The organism is Massilia sp. GCM10023247, assembly GCF_042653325.1.
Classification (GTDB): Bacteria; Pseudomonadota; Gammaproteobacteria; order Burkholderiales; family Burkholderiaceae_D; genus Telluria.
Window position 1 is genome coordinate 182,316 of sequence record NZ_JBHSIB010000010.1, and the last position, 19,708, is coordinate 202,023.

General features: G+C 64.5%; 20 protein-coding genes, 1 tRNA gene and 1 pseudogene. 18 read left to right on the forward strand and 4 right to left on the reverse strand.

Annotated elements, in window-relative coordinates; all coding sequences use genetic code 11:
• Nucleotides 1–4: 4 nt before the first annotated feature.
• Nucleotides 5–229: pseudogene (locus ACFPAH_RS10085) on the forward strand (transposase-like zinc-binding domain-containing protein); the annotation flags it as partial.
• A gap of 353 nt (nucleotides 230–582) precedes the next feature.
• Here ACFPAH_RS10085 and ACFPAH_RS10090 read toward each other — a convergent pair.
• Entirely contained in the window at nucleotides 583–2,016 is a 1,434-nt protein-coding gene (locus ACFPAH_RS10090) for a M16 family metallopeptidase (RefSeq protein WP_379744290.1), read from the reverse strand.
• 11 nt (nucleotides 2,017–2,027) lie between these two features.
• A complete protein-coding gene (locus ACFPAH_RS10095) occupies nucleotides 2,028–3,443 on the reverse strand; it encodes a M16 family metallopeptidase (RefSeq protein ID WP_379744292.1) in 1,416 nt (471 codons plus the stop codon).
• A 354-nt stretch (nucleotides 3,444–3,797) separates the two neighbouring features.
• Here ACFPAH_RS10095 and ACFPAH_RS10100 point away from each other — a divergent pair, with 354 nt between their 5' ends.
• Nucleotides 3,798–4,574 carry a GIN domain-containing protein gene (locus ACFPAH_RS10100; RefSeq protein WP_379744294.1) on the forward strand — a complete coding sequence of 259 codons (777 nt, stop codon included), beginning with the start codon at nucleotides 3,798–3,800 and terminating at the stop codon, nucleotides 4,572–4,574.
• A gap of 89 nt (nucleotides 4,575–4,663) precedes the next feature.
• Nucleotides 4,664–5,284, forward strand: coding sequence for a tetratricopeptide repeat protein (locus tag ACFPAH_RS10105; RefSeq protein ID WP_379744296.1), 621 nt, complete (start codon nucleotides 4,664–4,666; stop codon nucleotides 5,282–5,284).
• 206 nt (nucleotides 5,285–5,490) lie between these two features.
• Here ACFPAH_RS10105 and ACFPAH_RS10110 read toward each other — a convergent pair whose 3' ends face one another.
• Nucleotides 5,491–6,843 carry an SGNH/GDSL hydrolase family protein gene (locus ACFPAH_RS10110; protein WP_379744298.1) on the reverse strand — a complete coding sequence of 451 codons (1,353 nt, stop codon included), beginning with the start codon at nucleotides 6,841–6,843 and terminating at the stop codon, nucleotides 5,491–5,493.
• A gap of 284 nt (nucleotides 6,844–7,127) precedes the next feature.
• Here ACFPAH_RS10110 and ACFPAH_RS10115 point away from each other — a divergent pair, with 284 nt between their 5' ends.
• The 3 genes from ACFPAH_RS10115 (at nucleotide 7,128) to secG (ending at nucleotide 9,517) form a co-directional block, all read left to right on the forward strand.
• Nucleotides 7,128–8,108: an NAD(P)H-quinone oxidoreductase gene (locus ACFPAH_RS10115; RefSeq protein WP_379744300.1), complete on the forward strand. Its 981-nt coding sequence runs from the start codon at nucleotides 7,128–7,130 to the stop codon at nucleotides 8,106–8,108.
• Nucleotides 8,109–8,243: 135 nt separating this feature from the next.
• Nucleotides 8,244–8,990: a triose-phosphate isomerase gene (tpiA, locus tag ACFPAH_RS10120; protein WP_379744302.1), complete on the forward strand. Its 747-nt coding sequence runs from the start codon at nucleotides 8,244–8,246 to the stop codon at nucleotides 8,988–8,990.
• Between the two features lie 50 nt (nucleotides 8,991–9,040).
• On the forward strand, nucleotides 9,041–9,517 hold the full coding sequence (secG, locus tag ACFPAH_RS10125) for a preprotein translocase subunit SecG (RefSeq protein ID WP_379744304.1): 477 nt from the start codon (nucleotides 9,041–9,043) through the stop codon (nucleotides 9,515–9,517).
• On the opposite strand, the gene ACFPAH_RS10130 is transcribed toward secG, so the two are convergent.
• Nucleotides 9,504–9,941 (reverse strand): hypothetical protein, encoded by a 438-nt coding sequence (locus tag ACFPAH_RS10130; protein ID WP_379744306.1) that lies wholly within the window; start codon nucleotides 9,939–9,941, stop codon nucleotides 9,504–9,506. The two genes, secG and ACFPAH_RS10130, sit on opposite strands and share 14 nt — an antisense overlap.
• 51 nt (nucleotides 9,942–9,992) lie before the next feature.
• Between ACFPAH_RS10130 and ACFPAH_RS10135 the strand changes: the two genes are divergently transcribed.
• The 12 genes from ACFPAH_RS10135 to nuoK all read left to right on the forward strand — a co-directional run bounded on the left by ACFPAH_RS10135 (nucleotide 9,993) and on the right by nuoK (nucleotide 19,695).
• Nucleotides 9,993–10,077 (forward strand) — tRNA-Leu (locus tag ACFPAH_RS10135).
• A 169-nt stretch (nucleotides 10,078–10,246) separates the two neighbouring features.
• On the forward strand, nucleotides 10,247–10,606 hold the full coding sequence (locus ACFPAH_RS10140) for an NADH-quinone oxidoreductase subunit A (RefSeq protein ID WP_305823063.1): 360 nt from the start codon (nucleotides 10,247–10,249) through the stop codon (nucleotides 10,604–10,606).
• Nucleotides 10,607–10,609: 3 nt separating this feature from the next.
• Complete coding sequence (locus ACFPAH_RS10145) at nucleotides 10,610–11,086, forward strand: NuoB/complex I 20 kDa subunit family protein (RefSeq protein WP_020654624.1); 477 nt, start codon at nucleotides 10,610–10,612, stop codon at nucleotides 11,084–11,086.
• A 17-nt stretch (nucleotides 11,087–11,103) separates the two neighbouring features.
• Nucleotides 11,104–11,697 (forward strand): NADH-quinone oxidoreductase subunit C, encoded by a 594-nt coding sequence (locus ACFPAH_RS10150; RefSeq protein ID WP_379744308.1) that lies wholly within the window; start codon nucleotides 11,104–11,106, stop codon nucleotides 11,695–11,697.
• The gene (locus ACFPAH_RS10155; protein ID WP_379744310.1) at nucleotides 11,697–12,950 is read left to right on the forward strand and encodes an NADH-quinone oxidoreductase subunit D; all 1,254 of its coding nucleotides are present in this window, start codon (nucleotides 11,697–11,699) and stop codon (nucleotides 12,948–12,950) included. Before ACFPAH_RS10150 ends, ACFPAH_RS10155 begins: the two co-directional genes overlap by 1 nt.
• Nucleotides 12,951–12,971: 21 nt before the next feature.
• Nucleotides 12,972–13,451, forward strand: coding sequence for an NADH-quinone oxidoreductase subunit NuoE (gene nuoE / locus ACFPAH_RS10160; RefSeq protein ID WP_379744312.1), 480 nt, complete (start codon nucleotides 12,972–12,974; stop codon nucleotides 13,449–13,451).
• Nucleotides 13,448–14,743 carry an NADH-quinone oxidoreductase subunit NuoF gene (gene nuoF, locus ACFPAH_RS10165; RefSeq protein WP_379744314.1) on the forward strand — a complete coding sequence of 432 codons (1,296 nt, stop codon included), beginning with the start codon at nucleotides 13,448–13,450 and terminating at the stop codon, nucleotides 14,741–14,743. Before nuoE ends, nuoF begins: the two co-directional genes overlap by 4 nt.
• Nucleotides 14,744–14,764: 21 nt before the next feature.
• Entirely contained in the window at nucleotides 14,765–17,101 is a 2,337-nt protein-coding gene (gene nuoG, locus ACFPAH_RS10170; protein WP_379744316.1) for an NADH-quinone oxidoreductase subunit NuoG, read from the forward strand.
• The gene (nuoH, locus tag ACFPAH_RS10175; protein ID WP_379744318.1) at nucleotides 17,101–18,183 is read left to right on the forward strand and encodes an NADH-quinone oxidoreductase subunit NuoH; all 1,083 of its coding nucleotides are present in this window, start codon (nucleotides 17,101–17,103) and stop codon (nucleotides 18,181–18,183) included. Before nuoG ends, nuoH begins: the two co-directional genes overlap by 1 nt.
• Before the next feature lie 11 nt (nucleotides 18,184–18,194).
• Nucleotides 18,195–18,683, forward strand: coding sequence for an NADH-quinone oxidoreductase subunit NuoI (nuoI, locus tag ACFPAH_RS10180; RefSeq protein WP_379744320.1), 489 nt, complete (start codon nucleotides 18,195–18,197; stop codon nucleotides 18,681–18,683).
• A gap of 44 nt (nucleotides 18,684–18,727) precedes the next feature.
• Nucleotides 18,728–19,390 carry an NADH-quinone oxidoreductase subunit J gene (locus ACFPAH_RS10185; RefSeq protein WP_379744322.1) on the forward strand — a complete coding sequence of 221 codons (663 nt, stop codon included), beginning with the start codon at nucleotides 18,728–18,730 and terminating at the stop codon, nucleotides 19,388–19,390.
• Entirely contained in the window at nucleotides 19,387–19,695 is a 309-nt protein-coding gene (gene nuoK, locus ACFPAH_RS10190; RefSeq protein ID WP_056333562.1) for an NADH-quinone oxidoreductase subunit NuoK, read from the forward strand. Before ACFPAH_RS10185 ends, nuoK begins: the two co-directional genes overlap by 4 nt.
• Nucleotides 19,696–19,708 lie beyond the last annotated feature (13 nt).

Here is a 19,708-nt window from a genome sequence, read left to right on the forward strand (position 1 = left end):
CGCCATGCAAGCACGTCCGTTCAAGCAATTGCTCACCCGTATTGCCTCGTTGACGCGGCGCCAGCGCGAGCAATTGCTCGGCTTGCTGCTACCCGCAGCCAAGCTCGACAAGGTGGCCGACCTGGTCGAGCAGGCCAGCGCCGACAGATTGGCTTGCCCCGCATGCAGCTCGCGGCAGTTGTACCGGCACGGACGGGCCAATGGCCTGCAGCGCTATCGCTGCAAGGAATGCGGACGCACCTGCAACGCCCTGAGCGGCACGGCGCTGGCGCGCCTGCGCCACAAGGAGCGCTGGCTCGATTACTTACAAACCATGCTCGATTCGCGCAGCGTGCGTCGCAGCGCTGGTGATCTGGGTGTCGCCGGTGCCACCAGCTTTCGCTGGCGCCATCGCTTCCTGAGTACGAGCAAGCACGACCGGGCAGCACGCCTGTCCGGCATTGCCGAAGCCGACGAGATGTATCTGCTCGAATCGCACAAGGCATCCGGCGTGCGACACCCGGCATTTCCACACTTAACGCGAACAGCGCCTAAAAAAATGCCCGCACGCGGCGGGCATTCCCGAAGGACCGGAAAGCGGTCCTATTTCTCGACCACCTTGAACTCGCCGAAAGGCTTCAACTGCGCGCCCACCGCTTGCGGGTCGCCGACCACGACGATCGACTGCGCCTCGGGGGCGAAATACTTCTTCGACACCTCGCGCACCTGCTGCGGCGTGATCTTCTGGATCAGCGGGACGTACTGGCCGAGGAACTCCGGCGGCAGGCCGTTCAGCCAGTTCTGCGCCAGCGTCTGGGCCACCGCGCCCTGCAACTGGTTGCTGATCAGGTAGCCGCCGGCGACGTAGCGCTTGTTCATCGTCATCTCGTTGGGCGGGACCAGTTCGGTGCCGATGCGCTTGTACTCGTTCAGGTATTCGGTCAGGGCCGCGCCCGTCACTTCGTTGCGCACGTCGGCGCCGCCGACGATCGCGCCGCCGGCGCGGTTCATGCGCGCGCCGGCCGAGGCGCCGTAGGTATACCCCTTTTCCTCGCGCAGGTTGATGTTCACCCGGCTCGAGAAGCCGCCGCCGAGGATGGTGCTGGCCAGGCGCAGCGGCACCTGCTCCTCGGCGCTGGCGGCAATGCCCGGGCCGCCGACGCGGATGGTCGACTGCACGCTGCCGCCGCGCGGCAGCAGGATGCGCGCCGGTGCCGCAGGAGGAGCCGGCGGCGCCGTTTCCGGCAGCGCCTGGCCGGTCGCCTTCCAGTCGCCGAAGGCGGCCTGGGCCAGCTTCATCGCCTCGGCTTCCTTGACCGGGCCGGTGATCACGAGCAGCGCGCGATCGGGACGGAAGCGCTTCGCGTGCTCGCCGACCAGCAGGTCGCGGGTAACCGAGGCGATGGCTTCGTCCGTCGGCTGGGTGTGGCCATAGGGGTGCGCGCCATACACGGCCTGGTTGATCGCGCGCTCGGCGCGGAAGCGCGGGGTGGCCTCGGCCGCGCGCAGCTGCTGCAGCGCGTTGGCCTTGGCCAGCTCGACTTCCTTGGCCGGGAAGCTCGGCGTGCGCGCCACTTCGGCCAGCAGGGCCATCATCGGGGCGGCTTGCGAGGCGACCGCGTTGGCCTGGACGTAGACGCCGTCGGACGCCGCGCCGGCGGCCACCGAGCCGCCCATGCCCTGGGCCGCCTCGGCGATGGCACGCGAGTCGCGCTTGGCGGAGCCTTCGTTGATCATGCCTGCGAACAGGTTTGCGAAGCCCGGATGGGCGCGGTCGTCGGCGGCATAGCCGGCGCCGCGCACGGCCAGCACGTAGTCCACGCGCGGCAGGCCCTTGCGCGGCACGACCCAGACGGTCATGCCGTTGGCGAGGGTCTTCTTGACGATGGTCGGCGTCGGGATCGGCTTGTCCTTGCCGTAGGGCGGCATGGCGGAGGCGGCGGCAGCCGGGGCCTTGGCCGCGGCCGGCGCATCGAACGCGAAAGCGCCTGGGGCGAAGGCCATCGAAACGGCCAGTGTCAGCATCAGCTTTTTCATCGATGCGCTCCTTATTTCTTGTCGCCGGCAGGCGCCGGGGTCGGGTTGGCGGCAGCGGGTGCGGCCGGCGCGGCGGCCTTGGCGACCGGCTTGCGGTCGATGACGGTGCGGTTGGTCGAGACCAGGTAAGTGGAGGCCGCGCGCTGGATGTCGCTTGAGGTCACGCCTTCGATCCAGCCCGGGATCTTGTTGACGACGTTGGCGTCGCCCCACAGGGTCTGCAGGCGCGCCAGGGTGTCGGCGCGGCTGATGAAGCTTTCCAGCCCGTTGTTCCAGTCGGCCAGCATGCGCGTCTTGACGCGTTTGAGCGTGGCGTCGTCGACGCCGTTCTTGACGATCTTCGCGATTTCCTCGTCCATGGCGGCGAGGATGGTGTTCGCGTCGGTGGTCGGCTTGTACATCGCGTATACGGTGAACAGGGTCGGGCCGTCGTATTCCCATGGGCTGGTCAGGCCGAACAGCACGTCCACGTTCAGCGCCAGTTCGCGGCCCTTGACCAGGCCCTGGTACAGGCTTGATGCGTCGCCACCGGCGAGCAGTTCGCCCAGCACGGCCATCGGCGCCTGGTCGCGGCTGCCGCGTTCGGGCATCTTCCAGGCCGCGGCCAGGGCCGGCACCTGGGCCAGCGCGTCGCTCTGCTCGACGCGTTTCTCGACCTTGTTGAGCGGCTCGGAAAAATCGCCGCCCTTCGGCACCGGGCGCGCCGCGATGCCGCCGAAGTATTTCTGCGCCAGCGCGAAGCCCTGGGCCGGGGTCACGTCGCCGGCAATCGCGAGCACCGCGTTGTTCGGGCCGTAGTAGTCGCGGTGGAAGGCGCGCACGTCTTCCAGGCTGGCGTTCTCGAGGTCCTCGAAGCTGCCGTAGCCGTCGTGGTTGTTCTCCCATTTCTGGAAGGCGTGCTGGCCGATGTCGATCCACATGAAGCCGCCGTAGGGCTGGTTCTTCACGTTGACGCGGATTTCTTCCTTGACCACGTCCTGCTGGTTCTTCAGGGTGGCGGCGTTGAAGTCGAGCGTCTTCATGCGGTCCGCTTCCAGCCACAGGATCGGCTCGAGCGCGGAGACCGGCGCGGTCTCGATGTAGTTGGTGAAGTCGGCGCGGGTCGAACCGTTGTTGCGCCCGCCCCCGGCGGTGATGGTTTTATCGAACACGCCTTTCGGCGCGTTCGGGGTCCCCTGGAACATCAGGTGTTCGAACAGGTGGGCGAAGCCGGTGCGGTTCTTCGGCTCGAGGCGCATGCCGACGTGATACACGACCGAGACGCCGACGGTCGGCGAACTCGGGTCCGGCGTCACGATGACGGTCAGGCCGTTGTCGAGTTTCTTGGTATGGACCGGCAGGTCCCAGCGGTCGCTGCTTGCCGCGCTTGCAAACGCGGCGGAGAGCGACAGGCTGAGCCCGGCCAGCAGGACGGGAAGATGGCGCATGCGCATTGATGACCTCAAAAAAAGTACTGACTCGAGTGGAAAACAAAGCGATTCATCTTAGCGCAACAGCATGTTAAAAAGTAATTATTTTGCATATGTATGCCAGCCGAAAGCGGGGCATGGCGGGGCGAATGCGTCATCCAGGGCCTGTTTTTTGCAGTCTGTCGCAATCCGGGGCGATGCCGGCAGGCGCCTCGCTATAGTGGCGCCAGTGGAAAATGTATAAGAATTGTCGGGCATGCACGGTTTTGCTGGAGCCCGGCCCGGCTTGCTGGTAGGGTGCCGCCAGGTGGGTATGTATTGACACGGCGGTGCGCATCGAGAGAGATGAAACGGAAACACGGAGAACATCGCATGACCCATTATTTGAAGTCCGGCCTGCTGGCCTTGTGCGTGCTGGCGCTGGCTCCCCTGGGCGCGGCGGCGCAGGATGCGAATGGCGATACTCGCGACAGCCGCCCGCTCGACGCGCGCGTGGTGCGGGTGAAGGTCGAGGGCGTGGTCGACCTGCGGGTGCGCCAGGGCAGCCCGGCCTCGCTGGTGTTGACGGGCGACCCGCGCTGGCTGGCGAAGCTGACGACGGTGCAGAGCGGCGACACCCTGGTCATCGGCAGCGACATGCAGGGCGCGCGCCTGCAGCGCCAGCATCCGGTGCGCGCCGAGATGGTGCTGCCGGACCTGCGCGAAGTGAGCTCCGAAAGCATCGGCAACACCGACATCACGGGCTTTCGCGGCGAGGAACTCGAGCTCTCGCTCGACGGCGCCGGATCGATGAGCGTGAACGCGAATTACCGCCTGATCAGCGCCAGCCTGGGCGGCGTGGGCAACATGAAGCTGGCCGGCATGAACAGCGAAGGCATCAACGTCGACGTGCAGGGCGCCGGCTACGTGACCCTGAACGGGCGCAGCAAGTGGCTCAAGGCCGAGCTGGGCGGCCTGGGCGGGCTCGACGCGCAGGGATTTACGGCCGACAGCGTGGTGCTCGAACTGTCGGGCCTGGGCAACGCGACGGTGACGGCGCAGCAGAGCGCGAACCTGAACCTGTCGGGCATGGGTTCGGTCACAGTCTACGGCAAGCCCCTGAACCGCAAGGTGAGCGTCGATGGCCTGGGCAAGGTGAGCTGGAAGTAAGCAGAAAATAAGCCGGAAGCAAGCATCGGAAAAAACGATAGGGTGCATCGTCGCACGAGGATAGAAAGTCCGGTTCCACGCACGAGACAATGAAAAAACATACCGTAGCGATCCTGTCGGCCCTGGTACTGGCCATGGGCCTGTATGGCACGGCGCAGGCAGGCTTCCCCGAAGGAGCGAGTGCCTACAATGCGCGCAATTACGCGCTGGCGCTGAAGGAAATCACGCCGCTGGCGCGTGCCGGCCATCCCGATGCCCAGCATTTGCTGGGCTTGATGTATTACATGGGCCGCGGCGTCCCGCGCGACTACAAGCAGGCCTTTGCCTGGCACCTGAAGGCGGCCCAGCAGGGCAAGGCCGACGCCCAGTACGTGGTCGGCGCGATGTACTACACCGGCAACGCCGTGCCGCAGGACCAGAAACACGCCGTCACCTGGTTCCGCAAGGCGGCCGAGCAGGGCCACGCCGAGGCCCAGCACGCGCTCGGCCTGATGTACCGCTACCACGTGGCCGGGGTGCCGGGCGATCCGGTGATCGCCTACATGTTGTGGAACCTGGCGGCCGCCAGCGGCAACCACAACGCGGTCGGCCAGCGCGCGGCCATCGCCAAGCAGATGACGCAGGCGCAGATCGAGGAGGCGCAAGCGCTGTCGCGTACGTGGAAGGTGGGGACGAGCCTGCCGACGCAGTCGAAGACGGGCGGGGGCTAGCGCCGCGCCGCCCGCACGCGGCATGTCACGTGCTCGACGCGAGACGTAGGGTGGGCTCTTGAGCCCACGCGGTCTGGCGTTCGATCAGCTGCGCAGCACCGGGTATCCGCGGCGCGGGCAAACCCGTATGGTGCGTATGGGCGAACGGTGAAACCGCGTGGGCACGAGTGCCCACGCCGGCCGCGCCCACCCTACAATTACAACCCCTACTGCGCCTGCGCCGCCTTGGCCGGCGCCGCGGCCGTCACCCCCAGCGACCTGAACAGCGATACTGGCACCGCATTGCCCATCGCCTGGTAGCCCAGGTCGTTCGGGTGCAGGTGGTCGCCGCTGTCGTAGGCCGGCAGGAAGCGGGTTGGATGGGCCGGGTCGCGGGTGGCGAGGTCGAAGTCGATCACGGCGTCGAACTCGTCGCTGGAGCGGATCCAGTTGTTCACCGCCTGGCGCACCACCTCTTTCTGTGGCGAGTAGTAGCCGGCGCCTTCGAAGGGCGTGAGCGTCGCGCCGAACACGGCGATGCCCTTGGCGTGGGCGCGCGCGATTACCTGGCGGTAGCCGGCGATCAGTTCCGCGGGCGAGATCGGATTGTCGTTCGGGCTGTTGCCGATGTCGTTAATGCCGATCATCAGCGTCATGTAGCGCACGCCGGCGGTGGCGATCACGTCGCGGTCGAAGCGCTCGAGGATCGGGCGGCCGGCCAGCAGGTTGGTCGGATCCGACAGCAGGCGGTTGCCGCTGATGCCGCGGTTGACCACGCCCAGGCGGGCGTTGAGGCCTTGCACCGGGTCGCGCACCGTCTGCAGGCGGCGCGCCAGCCAGTCGGGCCAGCGGTTGTTGGTGTCGACCGTGCTGCGGGTGCCGTCGGTGATCGAGTCGCCCAGGGTGACGATCGCCGGGCCGGCGCTGTCGACGTCGACTTCGGTCAGGAAGGGCCAGGAGGTGATGGTACGCGCCACCGGCAGCGTGGCCGCGCCCGTGAAGTTGCCCGGCAAGGACACGTAATTCGTTTGCAGGCCGGTCTGGTGGATCGTGTTGGCCTGCACCGTGCCCGGCAGGTAGAGGCTGATCGCGAGGTCGCCGAGGGCGGGCACGTTCAGTTCGACCGGGTCGGACAGCACCGGGGCGCCGGCCGGGACCGTGATCGAAGGGTTACCGCTGAAGGTCAGCACGCGGTCGGTGCCGGGGGCGACCTCGGCACCGGTGCCGCGCACGCCGATGCGGGCGGCGCCGATGCGCAGGGGTGTGGTGCCGAACTCGTTCGAGACGCGGATGCGCACCCGGTTGCCGCCGATGCTGGTATGCACGATCAGGCGCAGGGTCTGGTCGTTGAAGGTTTCCAGGTTGGCGGGCGCCGGCGGCCCGGCCGGTGCCGTGCCCCAGGTCCCGGTCCAGCGTTCGCTGCTCCAGTTCTGGGCGCCGACCGGCTGGCCGGGCAGGGCGAGGGCGACGGCCAGCGCGGCGCCGGCCAGCAGCATGTTCCGGCGTGGGCGGTTGGCCTGGGTCGGACGGTGGAAGGCGGCCAGGGTACGGCGCGCAAGGTCGAACAGGGCAGGCTGCATGATCGTGCTCCTTCGAGGGTTGGGGAAACGGCTCCGTGCAGATGGACGTGCAGCTGAGCTCGCGTCCTCCAATCTATGCGGTGCGAATACCGCGGACAAGACGGCTACGGACGAGTTCGTTGTGCTAGCTCTAAAGTTCCCCCAAAAGCTCGTGCACTGAAGAATTTGTTTGCGCCACGCCAAAAGGCGTCGCCATACGAATGGGAAATAGTTTCGCCGTAGCGCAACAAAACTGCAGGCGTGAGCTGGCGTACAATTGTCTTTTTCGTCATTGGAGACTCACCATGCGCGCAATTGAAATCACCCAGTTCGGCAAACCCGAGGTGTTGCAGGTCTGTGAACGGCCGCTGCCGGAACTGAAGGCAGGCGAAGTGCTGATTCGCGTGCATGCGACCGGCATCAACCGTCCGGACGTGCTGCAGCGCATGGGCCACTATCCGGTGCCGCCCGGCGCCTCCGACCTGCCGGGACTCGAAGTGGCGGGTGAGATCGTCGACGGCGACTTGCAAGGCAGCGGTTTCGCCAAGGGCGACATGGTGTGCGCGCTGGTGCAGGGCGGCGGCTATGCCGAATACTGCGCGGCGCCGGTGGCGCAGTGCCTGCCGATCCCGCAGGGACTCAGCGCGGTCGAAGCCGCCTCGCTGCCGGAGACCTTCTTTACGGTCTGGACCAACGTGTTCGAGCGTGCCGCGCTTGCCGAAGGCGAGACCCTGCTGGTGCAGGGCGGCACCTCGGGCATCGGCGTGACCGCGATCCAGATGGCGAAGGCGATGGGGCACCGGGTGTTCGCCACCGCCGGCAGTGCCGATAAATGCCGCGCCTGCGAAGAGCTCGGCGCCGAGCGCGGGATCAATTACCGGGACGAGGATTTCGTCGAGGTCGTGAAGTCCCTGACCGGTGGACGCGGCGTCGACGTGGTGCTCGACATGGTTGCCGGCGACTACGTGGGACGCGAGATCAATTGCCTGGCCGACGACGGCCGCATCGCGCTCATCGCCCTGCTCGGCGGGGCGAAGGCGAACGTCGACCTCGGGCAGGTGCTGCGCCGGCGCCTGACGATCAGCGGTTCGACCCTGCGGCCGCGCCCGGTCGCCTTCAAGGCGGCGATTGCGCGCCAGCTGCGCGAGCGGGTCTGGCCGCTGGTCGAGCAAGGGCGCATCAAGCCGGTCATCTATAAAGTGTTCCCGCTGGAAGAGGCGGCCGCGGCGCATGCGCTGATGGAGTCGAGCACGCACGTCGGCAAGATCGTGTTGCAGGTGGTGTGAGGCGCCTGGCCCCGGCTGCGTATTCACAACACGATGCGGGCTGCACGCGTGGGCACGGAGTGCCCACGCTCAGCCATTGTTTGACCGGCCCCGGAACGGGAGCTAGAATAGCGGGTTATTTGACTGTGGGGTAATATGCGTCGCAAACTCGTCGTAGGTAACTGGAAGATGAACGGCAGCCGCGCGAACAACGCGACGCTGCTCGCTGGTATTGTCGCCGGGCTCGAAGGCGCGAAAGCCACCTGTGCCGTCTGCGTGCCGGCTCCCTATTTGCAGCAATGCGCCGATGCGCTGGCCGGAACCGCGCTCGCCTGGGGTGCCCAGGACGTGTCGCGCCACGCCAGCGGCGCCTATACGGGTGAAGTGGCGGCCTCGATGCTGGCCGACTTCGGCTGCGGCTACGTGATCGTCGGCCACTCGGAGCGCCGCGCCTACCATGGCGAGAGCGACGAGCTGGTGGCGCAGAAGGCGGCCGCGGCGCTGGAGGCGGGCCTGACCCCGATCGTCTGCGTCGGCGAAACGCTCGACGAGCGCGAAGCCGGTCAAACAAATGTTGTAGTTGGCCGACAATTGTCGGCCGTGCTGGCGCTGCTTGACGCGGCGGCCATCGAGCGTATCGTGGTGGCCTACGAGCCAGTCTGGGCGATCGGCACCGGCAAGACGGCCACCCCGGCCATGGCGCAAGAGGTGCATGCCCAGCTGCGCGGCCAGCTGCGCGAGCGCAGCGCCGAGGCGGCCGAGAAGGTCGCGATCCTGTACGGCGGCAGCATGAAGCCGGACAATGCGGCCGAACTGATGGCGCAGGGCGACATCGACGGCGGCCTGATCGGTGGCGCCTCGCTCAAGGCGGCGGATTTCCTGGCGATCATCGCCGCCGCTTGAACGCGGTCTGAAACGAATTTGCAACGTAGTTAACTTGGAATGGAACTGTAATGAACGTGTTGTCCAATTTTGTGATCGTCGTGCAGGTCGTCTCGGCGCTGGCCATCATCGCCCTGGTGCTGCTGCAGCACGGTAAGGGTGCCGACATGGGCGCCGCTTTCGGCTCCGGCGCTTCGGGCAGCCTGTTCGGTGCCAGCGGCTCGTCGAACTTCCTGTCGAAGTCGACCGCGGTGGCCGCGGCCATCTTCTTCGCGTCGACCCTGGCGCTGGCCTACATGGGCAGCACCCGCAGCGGCGACGCCGCACCGAGCGGCGGCGTGATGGAGCGTATGGCGGCGCCTGCGAACGGCGTGCCGGCCAACGCGCCTGCACAAGTTCCTGCGAATTCGACGGCCGACGTGCCTGCGCCGACGGCGGGCGTGCCGGCGGCACCGGTGACCGACGTGCCGGCTGCGCCTGCGCAGACCGTGCCTGCGGCTCCGGCACCGGCTGCTCCGGCACCGGCGGCTCCGGCTACCCAGCAGTAAATAATCGTTCCGATGGTTTGACGCGGGCTGGCTTGGCTGGCTTGTGTCGGACCTTGTAGTGGCAGGGCAGCAGGGCGGTTGTGCGGGTGGGGCAGCCGTCGGCAAGTTCGGAAGTGGTGGCGATGTTGTTCGGGAGATTGGCTGAGCCGATGTCTACTGAACGCGTGGACGGCGAAGCCGTCCACCCTACATCCTTCCAGCGTTGTTTCAGGTGATCGCGCTCATGAGCGTCCGCCAAAGTTTGTCCCGGCTTTGTCCGGATAAGGTGACTGCAAGCGGCCGCAAGGCCGTGGAAGTCCCCTTGCAGTACCCCGGCGGCGCCTTGAAATAGGTGCATGTCGGGTGCTTGAACCCCTTGGTTCGTGTTTTCAAACACGCAACCAAGAAAAGTTTGAGAAAAAACCAGTTTTTTCTTGCGATGCATCAATTGAGCATTGAAATAAGGTGCTAAAGCAGGGTAGAATACTGGTCTCCAGCCGACGTGGTGAAATTGGTAGACACGCTATCTTGAGGGGGTAGTGGCGCAAGCTGTGCGAGTTCGAGTCTCGCCGTCGGCACCAAGATACAGAAAAAGCCAGCAAGGGCAAACGAGCGATTGCTCTCATGCCTCAGCTGGCTTTTTTACGAGGATCATTCGTACGGTCCTGGTGGTACGAGGCCAGGATTGCGCGATACGGCGCTGCAGGCATGCAGTGGTTTCATTAACCGATCGTTCAAATAGGCTCCATCGTGAACCTCGAAAATTACTTCCCCGTTCTTCTCTTCATCCTGGTTGGCATCGGTGTCGGTGTCGCCCCGCAGGTGCTCGGCTATCTCCTCGGCCCGAACCGCCCCGACGCGGCAAAACTCTCCCCTTACGAGTGCGGCTTCGAAGCCTTCGAAGACGCCCGCATGAAATTCGACGTCCGGTACTATCTGGTCGCGATCCTCTTTATTTTGTTTGATCTGGAAACGGCATTCTTCTTCCCATGGGGCGTCTCGATGCGCGAACTGGGATGGACCGGCTTCATCACGATGATGGTGTTTATCGCCGAGTTCGTGGTCGGGTTCTGGTACATCTGGAAGAAAGGTGCCCTTGATTGGGAATAAGCCATGGCTATTGAAGGCGTCTTAAACGAAGGTTTCATTACCACCACAGCCGATAAGCTGATCAACTGGGCGCGCACGGGATCGATGTTCCCGATGACGTTTGGCCTGGCCTGTTGCGCGGTCGAGATGATGCATGTGGGCGCAGCCCGCTATGACCTCGACCGCTTCGGCATTGTGTTCCGCCCATCGCCACGCCAGTCGGACGTGATGATCGTGGCCGGCACCCTGTGCAACAAGATGGCGCCGGCGCTGCGCAAGGTCTATGACCAGATGGCCGAGCCGCGCTGGGTCATCTCGATGGGTTCCTGCGCCAACGGCGGCGGCTACTACCACTATTCGTACTCGGTGGTGCGCGGTTGCGACCGCATCGTGCCGGTCGACGTCTACGTGCCGGGCTGCCCGCCGACCGCCGAAGCTCTGCTCTACGGAATCATGCAGCTGCAGAACAAGATCAAGCGCACCAACACCATCGCGCGTTAAATAAAGCTGGATTCACCATGACGACAAAACTCGAAGTCCTCCAGCTCGCCCTGGAAAAAGCACTGGGCGAGGGCGCTTCCATCAGCGCCGCGCTCGGCGAAGTGACCGTGGTGGTCAAGGCCGCCGACTACGCGCAGGCCATGCAGACCCTGCGCGACGACCCGACGCTCGCATTCGAAGAAATGATCGACCTGTGCGGCGTCGATTATTCCGAATACGGCGAAGGCACCTATGACGGCCCGCGCTACGCGGTGGTCGTGCACCTGCTGTCGCTGGCGAACAACTGGCGCGTGCGCGTGCGCACCTTCTGCCCGGACGACGAGATGCCGATCGTGCAGTCGATCACCGGCATCTGGCGCGCCGCCAACTGGTACGAGCGCGAGGCGTTCGACCTGTACGGCATCCTGTTCGACGGGCACGGCGACCTGCGCCGCATCCTGACGGACTACGGCTTCATCGGCCACCCGTTCCGCAAGGACTTCCCGATCTCGGGCTATGTCGAAATGCGCTACGACCCCGAGCAGAAGCGCGTGATCTACCAACCCGTGACGATCGAGCCGCGTGAAAACATTCCGCGCGTGATCCGCGAAGAAACCTACGGGATGAAATAATGGCTGAGCTTAAGAATTACACCCTGAACTTTGGTCCGCAGCACCCGGCAGCGCACGGCGTGCTGCGCCTCGTGCTCGAACTCGACGGCGAAGTGATCCAGCGCGCCGACCCGCACATCGGCCTGCTGCACCGCGGTACCGAGAAGCTGGCGGAAACGCGCACCTACCTGCAGTCGGTCCCGTACATGGATCGCCTCGACTACGTGTCGATGATGTGCAACGAGCACGGCTACGTGCTGGCCATCGAAAAGCTGCTCGGCATCGAAGCGCCGATCCGCGCCCAGTACATCCGCGTCATGTTCGACGAGATCACGCGCCTGCTGAACCACCTGATGTGGCTGGGCGCGCACGCGCTCGACATCGGCGCCATGGGTCCCTTCCTGTACGCGTTCCGCGACCGCGAAGACCTGTTCGACGTCTATGAGGCGGTGTCGGGCGCGCGCATGCACGCGGCCTACTACCGCCCGGGCGGCGTGTATCGCGACCTGCCGGACTTCATGCCGCAGCACAAGGAATCGATCATCCGCTCGAAGAAGGCGATCGCCCAGCTCAACGAAGACCGCCAGGGTTCGGTGCTCGATTTCATCGAAGCCTTCACCAAGCGCTTCGACGGCTATGTCGACGAATACGAGACGCTGCTGACCGATAACCGTATCTGGAAGCAGCGCACGGTCGGCATCGGTGTCGTGAGCCCGGAAGACGCGAAGGCGATGGGCTTCACCGGCGCCATGCTGCGCGGTTCGGGCGTGGCCTGGGACCTGCGCAAGACCCAGCCTTACGCCGTCTACGACAAGCTCGAGTTCGACATCCCGGTCGGCACCAACGGCGACTCCTACGACCGCTACCTGGTGCGCGTGGAAGAGATGCGCCAGGCAAACCGCATCATCAAGCAGTGCATCGCCTGGCTGCGCGTGAACCCGGGGCCGGTCATGATCGACAACCACAAGATCGCTCCGCCTGCGCGCGAAGAGATGAAGTCGAACATGGAATCGCTGATCCACCACTTCAAGCTGTTCACCGAAGGCTTCCACGTCCCGCCGGGCGAGGCGTATGCCGCCGTCGAACACCCGAAGGGCGAATTCGGCATCTACATCGTTTCCGACGGCGCCAACAAGCCGTACCGCTTGAAGATCCGCACCCCGGACTATGCCCACCTGCAGAGCCTGGACGAGATGGCGCGCGGCCACATGATCGCCGACGCCGTCACGATCATCGGTACCCAAGACATCGTTTTCGGCTCCATTGACCGATAAGTCCGAAAGGCAGAAAAGATTATGTTGTTATCAGAGCAGTGCTATAAAAAAATCGATCGCGAATTGGCCAAGTACCCGGCCGACCAGCGCCAGAGCGCCGTGATGGCCGCGCTGGCGCACGCCCAGGTCGAACTGGGCTGGCTGTCGCCGGAAACGATGCAGGAAGTCGCCGACTACATCGGCATGCCGGCCATTGCCGTGCAAGAAGTGGCGACCTTCTACAACATGTACAACATCCGCCCGGTCGGCACGCACAAGATCACCGTGTGCACCAACCTGCCGTGCGCGCTGTCGGGCGGCGAACGTGCCGCCAAACACCTGAAAGACAAGCTCGGCGTCGAGTTCCGCGGCACCACCGAAGACGGCCAGTTCACCGTGATGGAAGGCGAATGCATGGGCGCCTGCGGCGACGCGCCGGTCATGCTGGTGAACAACCACCGCATGTGCTCGTTCATGAGCAACGACAAGATCGACGCCCTCGTTGAGGAACTGAAGAAATGACCAGCCTGCACGACCGTCACATCAATCCGCTGATCCTGAAGGATCTGAACGGCGAAAACTGGCACCTCGAGGACTACGTCAAGCGCGGCGGCTATTCGGCCCTGCGGCGTATCCTGGACGGGGGAATCACCCAGGAACAGGTCATTGCCGACCTGAAGGCCTCGGGCCTGCGCGGCCGCGGCGGCGCCGGTTTCCCGACCGGCCTGAAGTGGAGCTTCATGCCGCGCCAGTTCCCTGGCCAGAAATACCTCGTCTGCAACACCGACGAAGGCGAGCCGGGCACGTTCAAGGACCGCGACATCATCCGCTACAACCCGCACGCGCTGATCGAAGGCATGGCCATCGGCGCCTACGCGATGGGCATCACCGTGGGCTACAACTACATCCACGGCGAGATCTTCCAGGAATACCTGCGTTTCGAAGAAGCGCTGGAAGAGGCGCGCGCCGCCGGCTTCCTGGGCGACAAGATCATGGGTTCGGAGTTCAATTTCCAGCTGCATGCGGCCCACGGCTACGGCGCCTACATCTGCGGCGAAGAGACCGCACTGCTGGAGTCGCTGGAAGGCAAGAAGGGCCAGCCGCGCTTCAAGCCGCCGTTCCCGGCCTCGTTCGGCCTGTACGGCAAGCCGACCACGATCAACAACACCGAGACCTTCGCCGCCGTCCCGTTCATCATGAACGTCGGCCCGGAGAACTACATGGGCATGGGCAAGCCGAACAACGGCGGCACCAAGATCTTCTCGATCTCGGGCGACGTCGAGCGTCCGGGCAACTACGAGATCCCGCTGGGCACGCCGTTCGCCAAGCTGCTCGAGCTGGCCGGCGGCATGCGCGGCGGCAAGAAGATCAAGGCCGTGATTCCAGGCGGTTCGTCGGCACCGGTGATCCGCGGCGAAGTCATGATGGAAACCGACATGGACTACGACTCGATCGCGAAAGCAGGATCGATGCTCGGTTCCGGCGCCGTCATCGTCATGGACGAGACGCGCTGCATGGTCAAGTCGCTGCTGCGCCTGTCCTACTTCTACTACGAAGAATCCTGCGGCCAGTGCACGCCGTGCCGCGAGGGCACCGGCTGGCTGTACCGCATGGTGCACCGTATCGAGAACGGCCAGGGCCGTCCGGAAGACATTGAATTGCTGAACAACGTGGCGTTCAACATCAAGGGCCGCACCATCTGCGCACTCGGCGAAGCTGCCGCGATGCCGGTGGAGGCCATGATCAAGAACTTCCGCGAGGAATTCATTCATCACATCGAGCACAAGCAATGTCTCGTGCCCACATACCTTTAAGCCAGGTCAGGTAACGATCAAATGGTTGAAATTGAATTAGACGGCAAGAAAGTCGAAGTCGCACCAGGTTCCATGGTGATGGACGCCGCAAACAAACTCGGGACCTATATCCCGCACTTCTGCTATCACAAGAAATTGTCGATCGCAGCCAACTGCCGCATGTGCCTGGTCGAAGTCGAAAAGGCACCGAAGCCGATGCCTGCCTGCGCCACGCCAGTGTCGCCGGGCATGATCGTGCGCACCCACAGCGACAAGGCTGTGGCGGCGCAGAAGTCGGTGATGGAGTTCCTGCTGATTAACCACCCGCTCGATTGCCCGATCTGCGACCAGGGCGGCGAATGCCAGCTCCAGGATCTCGCGGTCGGCTACGGCAAGAGCGAGTCGCGCTACAACGAAGAGAAGCGCGTGGTGACCCCGAAGGAAGCCGGCCCGCTGATCTCGATGGAAGAGATGAGCCGCTGCATCCAGTGCACCCGTTGCGTGCGTTTCGGCCAGGAAGTGGCCGGCGTGATGGAATTCGGCATGCTGGGCCGCGGCGAGCATTCGGAGATCACGACCTTTGTCGGCAAGACCGTCGACTCTGAAGTGTCGGGCAACATGATCGACCTGTGCCCGGTGGGTGCGTTGACGTCGAAACCGTTCCGCTACTCGGCCCGTCCCTGGGAACTGCAGCGCCGCAAGTCGGTCTCGCCGCACGATTCGCTCGGTACCAACCTGATCGTCCAGGTCAAGGGCGGCAAGGTGATGCGCGTGCTGCCGCTCGAGAACGAGAACATCAACGAGTGCTGGCTGTCGGACAAGGACCGCTTCTCCTACGAAGCGCTGGACAATGCCGACCGCCTGATCAACCCGATGATCAAGCAGGGCGGCAACTGGATCGAGACCGACTGGCAGACGGCGCTGGAATACGTCGCCCACGGCCTGCGTAACATCCGCCACGAACATGGTGCCGACAGCATCGCTGCCGTCGCTACTGCCCACTCGACCGTGGAAGAGCTGTACCTGCTGAACAAGGCCATGCGCGGCTTCGGCGTGAACAGCGTCGACTTCCGCCTGCGCCAGAGCGATTTCGCGCTGGACGGCCAGGTCACGCCATGGCTGGGCATGCCGATCGCCGAACTGTCGAACCTGAAGCGCGCCTTCATCGTCGGCTCGTTCCTGCGCAAGGACCACCCGCTGGTCGCCACCCGCCTGCGTACCGCCGTCAAGGCCGGCGCCAAGCTGTCGATCCTGCACGGCTCGGACGAAGACAACCTGATCCCGACCGCGAACAAGCTGATTGCCGCGCCAAGCGACTGGCTGGCCGTGCTGTCGGAAGTCGTGTCGGCCGTCGCCGCTGCCAAGGACATCGCTGCCCCTGCCGGCTTCGAGAACGTGCAGGCCGGTGACGCGGCGAAAGCCATCGCCGCGTCGCTCGTCGCCATCGACGGCGACGTTCCGGGCGCCGTGCTGCTGGGTAACGCCGCTTCGCATCATCCTGAAGCGTCGAAGATCCACGCTGCCGCGCAATGGATCGCCAACGCCACCGGCGCCAAGTTCGGCTCCTTCGTGGAAGCGGCCAACACGGTCGGCGGCTACCTGGTCGGCGCGACCAGCAACACCGACCTGTTCAGCGTACCGAAGAAAGCTTATGTGCTGCTTAACGCCGAGCCGGAACTGGACGCGGCGAATCCGCAGCAGGCCGTCGCCGCGCTGGCCGGCGCCGAAATGGTCGTCGCCATGTCGCCGTTCAAGCATGGCTTCGAGTATGCCGACGTGCTGCTCCCGATCTCGCCGTTCACCGAGACCGCCGGTACTTTCGTCAACTGCGAAGGCCGCGCACAAAGCTTCAACGGCACCGTGAAACCGCTGGGCGAGACCCGTCCGGCCTGGAAAGTGCTGCGCGTGCTGGGCAACCTGCTCGGCCTGCAAGGTTTCGAGTACGACACCGCCGAAGCGATCCGCGAAGAAGCGCTGGGCAAGGGCGCGACCGACCTGCAAGCGAAGCTGAACAACGTGGCCAAGCTGGCACCGACCGCAGCTTCGCGTTCGGAAGAGCAGGGCGCGCTGCAACGCCTGGCCGACGTGCCGATCTACTTCGCCGACGCGATCGCGCGCCGCTCCGAGCCGCTGCTGCGCACGGCCGACGGCCAGCAGCCGCTGGCACGCCTCCCGAAAGCCCTGGCCGAGCGCCTGGGCGTGAAGGCCGGCGACGTCGTCAAGGTCACGCAAGGCAATGGCAGCGCGCTGCTGGTCGCCGACATCGACGCCCGCCTGCCGGCGAACGTCGTGCGCGTGGCCGCCGCGCATCCGGCAACCGCGACGCTGGGCGCCATGTTCGGTTCGATCAATGTTGAAAAAGCAGGGGAGGGCAAGTAATGGCAACGCCCGGTTTTATCGATAACATCACCACCTCCGGCGAATCGCTGCTGGGTCCGGTCTGGCCGCTGGCCTGGACCATGGTCAAGATCCTGTGCGTGCTGCTGCCGCTGATGGGTCTGGTTGCCTACGCCACCCTGTGGGAACGTAAGCTGATCGGCTGGATCCACATCCGCCAGGGCCCGAACCGTGTCGGTCCGGGCGGCCTGCTGCAGCCGATCGCCGACGCCTTGAAGCTGCTGTTCAAGGAAATCGTGATCCCGACCAAGGCCACCACCAAGCTGTTCGTGCTGGGCCCGATCATGACGATCATGCCGGCGCTGGCCGCCTGGTCGGTCGTGCCTTTCGGTCCGGACGCGGCGCTGGCCAACGTGAATGCCGGCCTGCTGCTCCTGCTGGCGATCACCTCGATCGAGGTGTACGGCATCATCATCGCCGGCTGGGCCTCGAACTCGAAGTACGCCTTCATGGGCGCGATGCGCGCTTCGGCCCAGATGATTTCCTATGAAATCCCGATGGGCTTCGTGATGGTCGTGGTGCTGATGGTGACCGGCAGCCTAAACTTCTCGGACATCGTCGCCAGCCAGGCCGTCGGCATGGCAGCCTCGAATGGCCTGAACTTCCTGTCGTGGAACTGGCTGCCGCTGTTCCCGCTGTTCCTGATTTACTTCATTTCGGGCCTGGCAGAGTGCAACCGCCACCCGTTCGACGTGGTGGAAGGCGAGTCGGAAATCGTGGCCGGTCACATGGTCGAGTACTCGGGCATGTCGTATGCGATGTTCATGCTGGCCGAATACGCCAACATGATGCTGATCGCCACCCTGGCTTCGATCATGTTCCTCGGCGGCTGGCACGCACCGTTCGGCTTCCTGGAATTCGGCGGCGCCTTCGGCGGCTTCTTCTGGCTGTTCCTGAAGATGTTCATGCTGGTCTCGGCCATGGTCTGGGTCCGCGGCACCTTCCCGCGCTACCGCTATGACCAGATCATGCGTCTCGGCTGGAAAGTGTTCATTCCAATCACGCTGGTATGGCTGGTGCTGGTCGCCGGCGTCATGCAGACGTCCTGGAATATTTGGAAGTAAGGAAGCGCTCAATGAACCGAATTAAAGAAATCCTCGGCAGCCTGATGCTGACCGAGCTGGTCAAGGGCCTGGCCCTGACCGGCAAGTACGCCTTGTCGCGCAAGATCACCGTGCAGTACCCGGAAGAGAAGACGCCGATGTCGAACCGCTTCCGCGGCCTGCACGCCCTGCGCCGCTACCCGAACGGGGAAGAGCGCTGCATCGCCTGCAAGCTGTGCGAAGCGGTCTGCCCGGCCATGGCGATCACGATCGAGTCGGCGCAGCGCGAGGACGGCACCCGCCGCACCACGCGCTACGACATCGACCTGACCAAGTGCATCTTCTGCGGTTTCTGCGAAGAGTCTTGCCCGGTCGACTCGATCGTCGAGACCCACGTGCTGGAATACCACGGCGAAAAGCGTGGCGATCTCTACTACACGAAAGAGATGCTGCTGGCCGTGGGCGACCGCTACGAAGCCGACATCGCCGCCGCACGCGCGGCCGATGCCAAGTTCCGTTAATGGGCGGCGCTAAGCGCTAACAACAAAAGGGTCATGGGTTAGTCATGCAATTTACAACTGTTCTGTTCTACGTGTTCGCGGCCGTCATGGTGCTGTCCGCGCTGCGCGTCATTACCGCCAAGAACCCGGTGCACGCGGCGCTGTTCCTCGTGCTCGCGTTCTTCAACGCGGCCGGCATCTGGCTGCTGCTGAAGGCCGAGTTCCTCGCCATCGTGCTGGTGCTGGTCTATGTCGGCGCCGTCATGGTGCTGTTCCTGTTCGTCGTGATGATGCTCGACATTAACGTCGACCGCATGCGCGAAGGCTTCTGGGGTTACCTGCCGATGGCCCTGCTCATCGGCGCCGTGATCGTGATCGAAATGGCCCTGGTGCTGTGGAACGGCTACGGCAACTTCGCCCAGACGCCGGAAGCGGCTGCGCTGAACATCGGCGGCACCCGCGAACTGGGCCGCCTGATCTACACCCAGTACATCTACGGCTTCGAAATCGCGGCCGTGATCCTGCTGGTGGCGATCATCGCCGCCGTGGCGCTGACCCTGCGCAAGCGCAAGGACAGCAAGGCAATCGACCCGGGCGCCGCCGTCCGCGTCAAGCGTAACGACCGCCTGCGCATCGTCAAGATGGAGTCGGTGAACCAGCGCGCCATCGACGAAGCAGCGCTTGCTGCCGCTGCGACGGCCGCGCAGAACAAGGAGCAGAACTCGTGACTTTATCGCTCGCACACTACCTGGTCCTGGGCGCGATCCTGTTCGCGATCTCGATCGTCGGTATTTTCCTGAACCGGAAGAACATCATCATCCTGCTGATGGCCATCGAACTGATGCTGCTGGCAGTGAACCTGAACTTCATCGCCTTCTCGCATTACCTGGGCGATGCGGCAGGGCAGATCTTCGTGTTCTTCATCCTGACCGTCGCCGCTGCCGAATCGGCAATCGGCCTGGCGATCCTGGTGGTCCTGTTCCGTAATCTGGACACGATCAATGTGGAAGACCTCGACAGCCTCAAGGGCTGAGCGGTCTCGGCAA